Genomic DNA, 11,148 nt, shown 5'->3' with positions numbered 1-11,148 from the left:
GCCCTCTTGGAAATATGTATCACGGATAAAGGTTACCCCCCCTATGAAAATGTGGTATTCTACTATGAGGAAAAAACGGAGCGAGGAGTGCTACAACGATGTATCAGCTTATACGCCAGTATCTGTTTCAGCAGGACCCTGAAGAAATTCATGAAAAGACGATTCACGCCCTGAAGCTGGCAGAGGATTCCGCTCCGGGGAAGGCGCTCTTGAGAATGGTTTATCAGCTGCGGGACAAGCGACTGGAAACCAATCTGTGGGGACTGAAATTTCCCAACCCTGTTGGTTTGGCAGCAGGCTTTGACAAAAATGCAGAAGTCTATCATGCGCTTGGAGCACTTGGCTTCGGCTTTGTGGAGGTAGGAACCATTACCCCGCAGGGACAGCCGGGCAATCCAAGACCGCGGCTGTTTCGTCTGCCGGAGCATCAGGCTGTCATCAACCGGATGGGCTTTAACAATCATGGTGCCTACCATGCCTCTCAGCATTTGGTTGACTTCGCCTACTCGGATGTTCCGATCGGCATTAACATAGGCAAGAATAAGGTCACACCGAATGAAGAAGCTGCGAGTGATTACAGCAAATGCATGGACATGCTGTACGCGTACGGTCATTACTTCGTCATCAACATCAGCTCGCCGAATACGCCGAATCTGCGCGACCTGCAGGAAACGGAAAGCTTGCGTGTGCTCGTGCGTGCCGTTCGGGAAAAGGCGGCGGAGCTGGAAGCGCGAGGCGTAAAGAAAAAGCCGGTGCTGTTGAAAGTGGCTCCCGATATGTCGGAGGAGCAAATGCACGACGTCGTACATGCGGCGGTTGAAGAGGGCATTTCCGGCATCATCGCGACGAATACGACGCTCTCTCGTGAAGCGGTAATCAACCATCCGAACGCGGAGGAAGCGGGCGGCTTGAGTGGAAGACCGTTGACCGAGCGTTCTACGGCCTGGGTCAAACAGATTTATCAGGAAATCGGAGACAAAGTACCGATCATTGGCGTTGGCGGCATTTACAACGGGGAAGATGCTTACAACAAGATTCGCGCCGGCGCAAGCCTTGTACAGGTGTATACCGGGATGATTTATCAAGGGCCTGGCATCGCCAAGCAAATCAATAAACAGCTGCTGAAGCTGATGGCGCGGGATGGATTTACGCATATCAGTGAAGTGGTCGGGGTAGACGCTAAATAAAAGTCTTTCTTTTGCAAGACAATCGGTGGTCCTCTCAGAGGGAGCGCCGATTTTTTTGTTCAGATACGTAACACGTACCCACAAGTCGAATCCATTGCCAATAGTTCTCTTTTTCAGTCACTTGCAGTATAATGTTGATGGACATCTCGGTCATGTCCAGGAATTTCATATTGTCGGCATGAGGTGCCTGTATGTGCAAACACACATACGGGGTAACAGGGAATCGGGTGAAAGTCCCGAGCGGTCCCGCCACTGTAACCAAGGAGTTCTCTTCGATTAGAATCCACTCATAGAATTATGGGGAAGGACGAAGAGTGCAAGGATCTGGAAGCCAGGAGACCTACCTTACAGCCACACCCAGAAACCTTCGCGGAAAGGAGAGGTGAATACGAGGCAATAGGACTGCCAGGTCAGTCTATTGTTTTGTGTACGCGGATCTCGTCCACTTTGGGGATGAGTTTTTTTTTGCCAAAAAAGGATTGGAAAAGGGAGGGAAGTGTCATCATGAATCGTTCCAGGCTGGTATCTAGCTGCTTGCTGATTGCTGGATTTATTCTCTACTTCATGTTCAATGAACCGCAGACCGGACACGCGATGCACATTATGGAAGGGTATTTGCCACTGTCTTGGGCTTTATTCTGGTGGGTCGTATTCCTGCCGTTTTTCATTTTCGGTTTGCGTTCGATCAATCGAATTGTAAAAGAGCATCCACAGATGAAGCTTTTGCTGGGGGTATCCGGGGCGTTCGCGTTTGTGCTGTCCGCACTGAAAATCCCGTCGGTGACGGGAAGCAGCTCTCATCCGACAGGAACAGGGCTTGGCGCGATCTTGTTCGGACCTTTGGCAATGACTGTGCTGGGCAGTATGGTTTTGCTGTTCCAGGCTTTGCTGCTGGCTCATGGGGGATTGACGACACTGGGAGCAAATGCAGTCTCGATGGCGGTTGTGGGACCGATGGTTGCCTACGGAATCTATCGGCTGATCGCACGCAGCGGCAAGCAGCGTCTTGCCGTATTTGCAGCGGCGGCTTTAGCTGATTTGTCTACCTATGTAGTGACCTCGATTCAGCTTGCACTGGCGTTTCCTGCTGAATCGGGCGGTGTACTCGCTTCGTTTGCCAAATTCGCAGGCATTTTTGCTGTGACTCAGGTGCCGCTTGCGATTAGTGAAGGCTTGCTCACCGTGCTTGTATGGAACTGGCTGCAAGCGTACAACACAAAAGAGCTCGTGCAATTACGCTTATTGAAACGGGAGGAATCACTGTGAAAAAAGGAATGAACTGGTTGCTGCTCCTCGGAGTAGTGGTATTGGCGGTGCTGCCGCTTCTGTTCATTAAAGATTCCGAGTTTGGGGGAGCGGACGGAGCAGCCGAAGAGGCGATCAAGGAAATCGCACCGAATTATGAGCCGTGGTTCCAACCGTTTATTGAACCGCCTGGAGGAGAAACGGAGAGCCTTTTGTTCGCGGTACAGGCGGCATTGGGGGCAGGAGTCGTTGGCTATGCAGTCGGTGTCTTTAAAGGACGCACAGAAAAAGGAAAGAAATGAACTGGCAGCAGCTTGATACCTTGTCCTACCAAAACAGGCTGAGGGATATATCGCCTGAGCACAAGCTCCTGTTCGGGGGCGTGCTGCTTCTCCTTGTATTGACGGGACATGCACTGGTTCAGCTACTGGTCTTTCTGTGGATGGGGGTGTGGGTCATCGGCTATGCCCGCATACCCGTGAAGGCTCATCTCCTGTTTCTGATCCTTCCCCTCTCCTTTTTTATCGCGGGTCTGCCTGCGATCCTGTTCGATTTGACGCAAAGCAGGATAGGGGCACCACCGGCAGGTGCCGTGCTGTCGTGGGAGGTTGGCTCCTATGTGATCTATGTGGGGCAAGCGTCTGTCAGCCGGGCTTTGGAGCTGTTCTATCGGGTGTTGGGCAGTCTCGCCTGTTTTTCGTTTTTGCTTTTCACGGTTCCTTTCGCAGAAATTTTGCAGGTCTTCCGCCGAATCGGTATGCCGGAGCTGGTTACGGATCTGCTGATGATCATGTATCGGTTTATTTTTGCCCTGCTGGACGCTTCCTTTCAGCTGTGGGTAGCGCAGCGGTCCCGTGGTGGGCACAGAGGATTTCGCGCGCTGCTGCGTGATGTCGGGATGGTGGCTACTCAGCTTTTTGTGAGGGCGATGAGAAAATACCAGTCTCTGTCCATGGGAATGGCAGCGAGAGGCTATTCTGACAGCTTCCACGTACAAAGCCTGCGCATACATACACGCTCGCCGCGTTACGAATGGGAGTCTATTCTCGGTTGCATCGCCTTGGTGCTGCTAGAGTGTCTGACGGGAGGTTGGCGGTTTTGACATCATGGTTACTGGAGTTTTCCAATCTGCAATTCACCTATCCGGGTGGCCAGAAGCCGGTGCTGAACGGGGTGAGCTTTGGGATTCCGGCCGGGAAAAAATGCGCGCTGCTCGGACGAAACGGCTGTGGGAAATCCACGTTGTTTCTGCACGCAAACGGCATTCTTCAGCCCCAGCAAGGGCAACTATTCTGGAAGGGCACTCCGTTTGTGTACAAACGGTCCTTTTTGCAGGAAATGACGCAAAAGGTAGGGCTGGTTTTTCAAGACCCAGAGCATCAGCTGATTGCAAGCACCGTCACGGAGGACATTTCCTACGGCTTGTTTAATCAGAAGCTGCCCCTTGAGGTGATTCGGGAAAAGGTCGCGAGGGCGCTCGAGTCGTTCGGATTGACCGAGCTTGCCGATGTTCCCATCCATCACCTGAGTCTGGGACAAAAACGCCGCCTCGCTTTGGCGGGAGTGATGGTCCTGGGGCCGGAGCTGCTGCTGCTCGATGAACCGACAGCCTATCTCGACCGCTATCAAACGAAAAACCTCATGCGCGAGCTGGATCAGATCCACAGAAGCGGCACGACGGTGTTGATGGCTACGCACGATATGGATATCGCTTTTGAATGGGCGGAATGGATTTGTGTGATGGATGGGGGCAGGCTCATTTTTGCGGGAGAGCCGCAGGAAGTCTTGTCCCAAAAAGAGCTGCTGGAAAGCCTGCATCTCGGAATTCCCTTGGTCGCCGAAGTATGGGAGCTGTTGCCCGCGTACTTGAAAAATGAGCTGGGAGCGGGAATCCCGCAATCCGTAGAGGAATTGAAAAAAAGACTGGAAGCCAAGCAGGAGGTCGCCTCGGTATAGAGGAGCCTCCTGCTTTTTGATTGTCCGAGATCGCATGAAAGCAGTACACGAAAAAGATAGGCTGCTTCCAGAAAGTCCAATCACATGACGGTGAGGTCTATCGCTAGACTGTGATATGGGGATGGTACTGGAATGCCGAGAATCAAAAGCTATAAAGGCTTCTTGCGATGAAAGCGGTTCTCCATTTTTTCTAGTAATGAAAATAGGAAAGCACGTAGAAAAAGTAAAAGGCTAGCTCAGGAAAAGGGAGAAATAAGCGAAGCTCTTTGGGACCCGGCCGAGGTGGAAGGAAAAAAGGGAAACACGCTTGTAAGCGTCCACCTCTGAGACGCGGCTTGGGATCTCTACTTTGGACGCGGTTTCCATTTTTTCCTGGAGCCGTGCAGAGATACCTCCTGGCAAGGGACCCAAGAAGCTGGAGCGTTTTCTCCCTTTTCCGCCCCTCCACCCAGCTTCCAGGTAAGGTGCTCAGTTCTGGGATTCCCAGATTCAATACGAGATCCCCAGCTCCTTCAGCTTCCGATAAAAAGTAGTTCGCCCCATCCCCAGCTTGGAAGCGAGCATGGTCTTATCCCCATAATATTTATCGATGTACTTGGTCATGATGACGCGTTCTGCCGCGATCAAGCTCTCCCGATAGCTTTCGTGCAGGTCAAACTCCAGCTTCTGGTCGCTCCCCCCAAGATCCGTAGAGCGGTCCTCCATGCACTCCCAGATGATCTCTCGACAGGTCTCATAATCCTGTACCTTCTGTGGCTCGCAAAGGATCGAGAAGCGCTCCAAAATATTGTAAAGCTCGCGAATGTTCCCCGGATAGGTATACTTCTGCAGCTCTGCACACAATTTCTCGATGCAGGGCTCGATGTGATGGTACAGCTCGATGTTTTGATAGCGCAAAAACTGCTTGGTCAAAAGCGGGATATCCTCCAATCGATCGCGCAGCGGAGGAATTTGGAGCTTTAAAACGTTCAGCCGATAGTAGAGATCCGCCCGGAATTTCCCTGCTTTTACGAGAGGGAGCAGGTCCTCATTGGTAGCAGCGACGACCCGGATGTTAATCGGGATGACCTTGTACCCACCGACACGGACCACTTCCTTTTCCTGCAGAACGCGCAGCAGCCGGGCTTGAAAATGCAGGGAAATCGAGTTGATTTCATCGAGGAATACGGTCCCGTTATGGGCGATCTCAAAAAGTCCCTTTTTCCCGTTTTTAGAAGCGCCCGTAAATGCTCCGTCCTCGTAGCCAAACAGCTGACTTTCCAAGAGGGTCTCCGGCAGGGCCGCACAATTGATGGCGACAAAGGGCTGAGGTTTTCGGTCGCTGTGGTTGTGGATGCTCTGGGCAAGCAGCTCCTTTCCCGTTCCGGTTTCTCCGATGATCAGGATCGTTGAGTCGGTCAACGAGAACCTTTTTGCGCGCTCCAGGGTTTGTCTCATGATAGGTGTGGCACTGATGATATCGGCAAAATGCGCTCTGGCTACCTGGCCCTTGGCTTCAGTCTCGAGCCGGTACTTTTGCTCGATATTTTGGATGTGTGTCATGTCTTGAAAGGTGAGGACGTTGCCGATTTTGACATCCTTTTGATAGATACCGCTTTTCGTCGTATTCAGCCGGGTTTGCTTGAACTTGATGATTTTGTCCTGAAATTCGTCCTCAGAGGCAAGCTCCTGCAGGGAAAGGGGAGAGACAGCGTCGGTCAAATCCTTGCCTGCTAGATTTTCAGCAGGGAGCTGGAGGAGCTGGCGGGCGGAGTCATTGACGATCGTGATCTCGTCGCGACTATCCGTTGCGATGATCCCGTCACGTACGGAATTGATGATGGCCAGGAAGGCTTGATTGCGTTTTTCTTCTTCCCGTTTGAAATGGATGATTTCCAAAGCGCGCTCGATGGACTCGACGATGCTGTTCTCGGTGTAGATCAGCGTTCCGTGCATGCCGTATTGCTTGGCGTACCGGACAGCAAGTCCTGTACCAATCACGGAGCCCTCTTTTTCGGAAAATTCCCTTATTTTGAGCTGCAGCTCTGGCGGGGTGTTGTAGTTGATGTATTCCAGTTTGATATTCAAAAGGTCCTGCAGGGTAGAGAAGTCATAGCGCAAGTCCGCAAGCTCTGCCATCGCGATCGCGATCCGGTGCGAATAAGGAATGGCTTGGTTGACGGCAGCCAGGATATCGGAGGGCGTCAAATGCAGGTGAATGATCGGGATGCTGGTTTTGCCTACGAGCAGGGCTTCGATAAAGCGGCCGGTGATGATGATGTCGGTGTCGATCTTCTCGATCAAGGACAGGATGGAAGGCACTAAGCCAGGAGTATCGGCCTGATTGATTTCCAACAACTGCAAATGAACATTTAGTTTGTGGGCGAGCTTCGCAGTGACACGCTTGGCGAGGTTAATAAAATCTCCTTGTCCCACTATGGCGATCTTGGTTGTCATGCTGTTCCCTCCTGGTAGGAGATATGGCATTTGCAAATGTCTAATTGTACCTATTTTAGTACGTTTGTATCAAATATGGAACGGATCTGTCGCACTTATAAGAGAGTAAATAATATTTTCCGAACGTATAGGAATTTATAAGCGATGCGCTTATGAATTTCGGAGCGCATGAAAACTTACCATTAAAACGCGGTCGCCACTCCTAGAATAGACCTCGATACATGTTTTCTTAATATTTAAACCGCTGGCATGTTAGTTGCATTCCTCGATTCTAGCAAACGAAAGGGGGAGCTTATCTTGTTTACGGTAAAACCAAGAGTACAAGGGGTAACGAAAGAGGTTCTCGATCTTTATGAAACGGTCAGCCCGTCGACGATCGGACATTTCACCGATTTTGGATTTCTGAATGGACTTACTCCATTGTTTCGCCCTATCCATCTGGTGGGCAATGCCGTGACGGTGCGAATTCCGCATATGGATGCGACTGCCATTCGACATGCGCTGGATCTGGTAGAGCCGGGAGATGTTCTCGTGATCGATATGTCCGGTGACGAGAAGCGCGCATGCTGGGGGGAGTTTATGACGTATGCCGCGATGACCAAAAAAGTAGCGGGAGCCATCATCGCAGGGTGCGTAACAGATGTCCGCCCGATTATGGAATTAGGCTTCCCAGTCTTTTCGCTCGGGGTGAGTGCGCTCACGACCCGTTCATTGGGAATCGAGGGAGAGGTCAATACGACGGTGAGTATTTGCGGGGTGGCCGTTCATCCGGGTGATTTGATCGTTGCCGATGATGATGGGGTATTTGTCGTCGGCCCCGAGAAGGCAAAAGAGTACGGCGAGCGGGCATTGGAAAAGCAGCAAAAGGAAGTGCAGATGCGAACAGAGCGAGGGTACGACAGCCTTTTTGCGTCACGAACAGCACGGACGTAAGCGCCATTCAAGATAAAAGGGGGAGATCTGGAGATGAAACAAAAGTGGTTTGGAAAATGGGCGGCACCTCTCGTATTGGCTGTCTCGCTATTGGTATCCGCCTGCGGCACGAGCGAAACATCCTCAGTTGGAGCGGAAGTAGAAGCGAAGGATTTGGTAGTAGGGCTGACGGGAGATCCGGTAAGTCTGGACCCGCATAATGCGACCGACACGATTTCCAGTCTGATTAACTATCAAATCCTGGATACGTTAGTGGCCTTCAACGACAAGATGGAGATCGTTCCCCGCCTGGCTGAGAGCTGGACGGTGTCCGAGGACGGGAAAACCTGGACGTTCAAGCTCAGACAGGGTGTTACCTTCCAAGATGGGACTCCTTTCAACGCCGAAGCGGTAAAAACGAACTTCGAACGCCTGGCGGATAAAAGCAAGAAGCTGAGCCGGCGGGTTCTCATCGGTCAATTCATCGACAAGATCACAACCAACGGCGATTACGAAGTCGTCTTTCAGCTGAATACCCCGCAAGGACCCTTCTTAAATAACCTGGCAGTGACAGCAAGCGGGATCCTCAGCCCCAAATCCATCAAAGAAAACGAGCAGGGAATCGCGAAAAACCCGGTAGGAACCGGCCCGTTCACTTTCAAGGAATGGACGCCAGGAAACCAGGTAGTGCTGGAAGCCAACCAGCAGTATTGGGGTGGAAAGCCAGGAGTGAAATCCGTCACCTTTAAGCCGGTTCCGGAAAATGCGGCACGCGTCATCATGCTGGAAACAGGCGAAGCTGACGTGATCGAGAAAGTGCCCGCTTCGGAATTCGAGCGGCTGAAATCCAATGACGAGGTACAGGTCATCTCCAGACCGACAAACCGGGTGCTGTACATCGGGATCAATACCACCGTGGCTCCTTTTGACCAGGTAAAGGTACGCCAGGCTCTGAACTACGCGATTGACCGCGAGACATTGGTCAACAAGCTCTACGAAGGCCGTGTGAAGCTGGCAACAGCGTCTGTGGCTGCCCAAACGTTTGGCTACAGTGATGTCGGTGCCTATCCGTATGACGTGGAGAAGGCCAAACAGCTGCTGCAGGAAGCGGGCGTCAAGGAAGGGACCAAGCTCCGATTAATTCTGGCTGCAAACGTGATTCAGGACCGCCCAGCTGCCGAGTTCGTTCAAAACAGCTTGCAAAAAGTAGGCTTTGACGCAGAGCTGAAGATTCTCGAGCTGGGGTCTTATCTGGAAACACTGAAGGACCCATCGACTTATGAACTGTTTGTCCGTGGTGCGGCTGCTTCGACTGGGGATGCAGATTCGGTGCTGAGCGATGGTCTGTTGTCTACGAGTGCCACCAACTACTCGCATTATGCCAATCCAAAGGTCGATGAATGGATCAAAGCGGGTTCTGCACAGACAAAGCCACAGGAACGCCAAAAATCGTACGCCGAAGCGCTCAAGCTGATCAAGGAAGAAGCGCCGTGGATTTCGCTTCACGAGGATGTGGGGTATGTCGGTATACGGAAAAACGTAGAGGGTGTCGAGGTTCAGCCTACGTACATCTGGGACTTGCGCAAAGTGGTGAAAAAATAAGAGGAGAGTGAGCTTTCATGTCCTTTCAAATCGTGATGGCCCAGTTGGGTTCAACGGATGACAAGCAGGTCAATCTGGAGAAGGCAGAAAAGGCGCTGAAAGAAGCGAAAGAGGTATACGGGGCAGATCTGGTGGTCTTCCCCGAGGCGTATATGAGCTACTTCATCGTGGGTACGCCACGCGAGGTGAAGCTAAACGACGCCGAGGCGATTGACGGACCGTTTGTAAACGCGATGTGCGAGCTGGCGCACAAGTACAGCGTGTGGATCGTCTTTGGCATGAGAGAGCGCTCAGAAGACCCGGAGGATGACAGGGTGTATAACTCTGTCGTCCTGGCTGATTCGACGGGGAAGGTGGTCAGTACGTATCGGAAAACGCATTTGTACGATGCCTTCGGAGCCAAGGAGTCGTCCTCGATCAAGCCGGGGGACGCCTTGTTCCAGCCGGTGGAGACACCTTTTGGCAAACTCGGCCTCTTGGTCTGCTACGAGCTGCGCTTTCCGGAAATTTCCCGCTATCAAGCCTTGCAGGGGGCAGATATCCTGATCGTTCCTTCGGGTTGGGTGAAGGGACCCGTCAAGGAAAGGCATTGGGAGAGTCTGGTCACTGTGCGGGCATTGGAAAATACGGCGTATGTCGTCGCGTGCAATCAGGTAAACGAGCATTATATCGGGCAAAGCCTCGTCGTGGATCCGATGGGCGTGGTGCTGGCTCGCGGAGTGGAAACGGAAGGGCTGATCCCTTGCCGCGTCGATCTGGAAAGGGTGCAGGAAGTGCGTGCGAAGCTGCCTTCCCATTTGCACCGTCAGCCGGAATTGTACGTCTGACGAACGGCTTGCTGTAAGAAGACCGAATCGAGAGAAAAGGAGGCGTCGAGTTGCTGGGATATATCGCAAAACGTCTGCTGCAAATGATTCCAACCTTGATCGGTGTATCGATCCTCTGTTTTATCATCATTCATTCGGTGCCTGGTGATCCAGCCAACTTGATTGCAGGGGTGGATGCGACAGCGGAAGAGATCCAGATCGTAAAGGAACGTCTGGGGCTCGACCGCCCTTTGTATGAACAGTACGGAAGCTATGTGATGGGGCTGCTTCAGGGGGATATGGGCAAATCGCTGCGCTCGGATCGACCTGTAGCAGAAGAACTCCTGTCTCGTTTTCCCAGCACGATCATGCTGACGATGCTTTCGGTCGTCGTCATGGTCCTCGTCGGCCTTTTCGCAGGAATCATGTCTGCGATCAGGCCGAACAGCATGCGGGATAATGCGACGATGATGGTTTCCTTGTTCGGGATATCGATGCCGGTATTCTGGTCGGGGATCATGCTGATTCTGGTGTTTTCCTATTACCTGCAATGGCTGCCCTCGGGCGGCAGCACGCAGCTCAAGCATTACATCCTTCCGGCGATCGCGCTGGGCTTGTCTTCCTCCGCCGTTTTAGCGCGCTTGACTCGCTCCAGTATTCTGGAGGTCATTCATCAGGACTTTATTCGAACGGCACGTGCCAAAGGCGTCAGGGAAAAGCTGATCATCTACAAGCACACCTTGAAAAATGCGCTGATTCCCATCATCACGATTGTGGGTCTGGAGTTCGGACACCTGTTGGGTGGAGCCGTTCTGACAGAGACGGTATTTTCGATGAACGGAATCGGCCGCTACATCATCCAATCGATTCAATTTCGGGATTATCCAGCCATTCAAGGGAGCATTTTGTTCGTCGCTGCGATCTTTGTCTTCGTGAACCTCGTAGTCGACTTATGCTATGGCGCGGTAGATCCACGGATTCGATACGATTAGAAGGGGGCAAAA

General features: G+C 52.2%; 10 protein-coding genes and 1 riboswitch. Of the genes, 9 read left to right on the top strand and 1 reads right to left on the bottom strand.

What is annotated here, in order from left to right; all coding sequences use genetic code 11:
* Positions 1-98: 98 nt before the first annotated feature.
* From EDM59_RS11145 to EDM59_RS11125, 5 genes are all read left to right on the top strand, one after another.
* Complete coding sequence (locus tag EDM59_RS11145) at positions 99-1,187, top strand: quinone-dependent dihydroorotate dehydrogenase (protein ID WP_122923666.1); 1,089 nt, start codon at positions 99-101, stop codon at positions 1,185-1,187.
* Between the two features lie 164 nt (positions 1,188-1,351).
* A riboswitch (cobalamin riboswitch) is annotated at positions 1,352-1,549 on the top strand.
* A gap of 142 nt (positions 1,550-1,691) precedes the next feature.
* The gene (locus EDM59_RS11140) at positions 1,692-2,453 is read left to right on the top strand and encodes an energy-coupling factor ABC transporter permease (protein WP_122923803.1); all 762 of its coding nucleotides are present in this window, start codon (positions 1,692-1,694) and stop codon (positions 2,451-2,453) included.
* Complete coding sequence (locus tag EDM59_RS11135; RefSeq protein ID WP_092273071.1) at positions 2,450-2,734, top strand: energy-coupling factor ABC transporter substrate-binding protein; 285 nt, start codon at positions 2,450-2,452, stop codon at positions 2,732-2,734. Before EDM59_RS11140 ends, EDM59_RS11135 begins: the two co-directional genes overlap by 4 nt.
* Positions 2,731-3,534, top strand: a complete 804-nt coding sequence (gene cbiQ / locus EDM59_RS11130) for a cobalt ECF transporter T component CbiQ (protein WP_122923665.1) — start codon at positions 2,731-2,733, stop codon at positions 3,532-3,534. Before EDM59_RS11135 ends, cbiQ begins: the two co-directional genes overlap by 4 nt.
* Positions 3,531-4,388, top strand: a complete 858-nt coding sequence (locus tag EDM59_RS11125; RefSeq protein WP_122923664.1) for an energy-coupling factor ABC transporter ATP-binding protein — start codon at positions 3,531-3,533, stop codon at positions 4,386-4,388. Before cbiQ ends, EDM59_RS11125 begins: the two co-directional genes overlap by 4 nt.
* 489 nt (positions 4,389-4,877) lie before the next feature.
* Here the strand turns inward: EDM59_RS11125 and EDM59_RS11115 are convergent, their stop codons facing one another.
* Positions 4,878-6,824 (bottom strand): sigma 54-interacting transcriptional regulator, encoded by a 1,947-nt coding sequence (locus EDM59_RS11115; protein ID WP_183192888.1) that lies wholly within the window; start codon positions 6,822-6,824, stop codon positions 4,878-4,880.
* 297 nt (positions 6,825-7,121) lie between these two features.
* On the opposite strand from EDM59_RS11115, the gene EDM59_RS11110 reads away from it, so the two are divergent.
* From EDM59_RS11110 to nikB, 4 genes are read left to right on the top strand one after another with little or no spacing between them, the layout of a single operon-like run.
* The gene (locus EDM59_RS11110; RefSeq protein ID WP_122923662.1) at positions 7,122-7,757 is read left to right on the top strand and encodes an RraA family protein; all 636 of its coding nucleotides are present in this window, start codon (positions 7,122-7,124) and stop codon (positions 7,755-7,757) included.
* Between the two features lie 33 nt (positions 7,758-7,790).
* Positions 7,791-9,338, top strand: coding sequence for a glutathione ABC transporter substrate-binding protein (locus EDM59_RS11105; RefSeq protein ID WP_122923661.1), 1,548 nt, complete (start codon positions 7,791-7,793; stop codon positions 9,336-9,338).
* 17 nt (positions 9,339-9,355) lie between these two features.
* Entirely contained in the window at positions 9,356-10,165 is an 810-nt protein-coding gene (locus EDM59_RS11100; RefSeq protein WP_122923660.1) for a carbon-nitrogen hydrolase family protein, read from the top strand.
* A gap of 50 nt (positions 10,166-10,215) precedes the next feature.
* A complete protein-coding gene (gene nikB, locus EDM59_RS11095) occupies positions 10,216-11,136 on the top strand; it encodes a nickel ABC transporter permease (RefSeq protein WP_122923659.1) in 921 nt (306 codons plus the stop codon).
* Positions 11,137-11,148: the final 12 nt, after the last annotated feature.

The sequence above is a fragment of the Brevibacillus nitrificans genome, from assembly GCF_003710965.1.
GTDB lineage: Bacteria > Bacillota > Bacilli > Brevibacillales > Brevibacillaceae > Brevibacillus > Brevibacillus centrosporus.
This window is presented reverse-complemented; position numbering and strand designations above follow the sequence as displayed.

Excerpts from the sequence above, each read along its gene's own strand:
- EDM59_RS11145 (WP_122923666.1), top strand. The coding sequence starts at position 99 with ATGTATCAGCTTATACGCCAGTATCTGTTTCAGCAGGACCCTGAAGAA.
- EDM59_RS11140 (WP_122923803.1), top strand. The coding sequence starts at position 1,692 with ATGAATCGTTCCAGGCTGGTATCTAGCTGCTTGCTGATTGCTGGATTT.
- cbiQ (WP_122923665.1), top strand. The coding sequence starts at position 2,731 with ATGAACTGGCAGCAGCTTGATACCTTGTCCTACCAAAACAGGCTGAGG.
- EDM59_RS11115 (WP_183192888.1), bottom strand. The coding sequence starts at position 6,824 with ATGACAACCAAGATCGCCATAGTGGGACAAGGAGATTTTATTAACCTC.
- EDM59_RS11105 (WP_122923661.1), top strand. The coding sequence starts at position 7,791 with ATGAAACAAAAGTGGTTTGGAAAATGGGCGGCACCTCTCGTATTGGCT.
- EDM59_RS11100 (WP_122923660.1), top strand. The coding sequence starts at position 9,356 with ATGTCCTTTCAAATCGTGATGGCCCAGTTGGGTTCAACGGATGACAAG.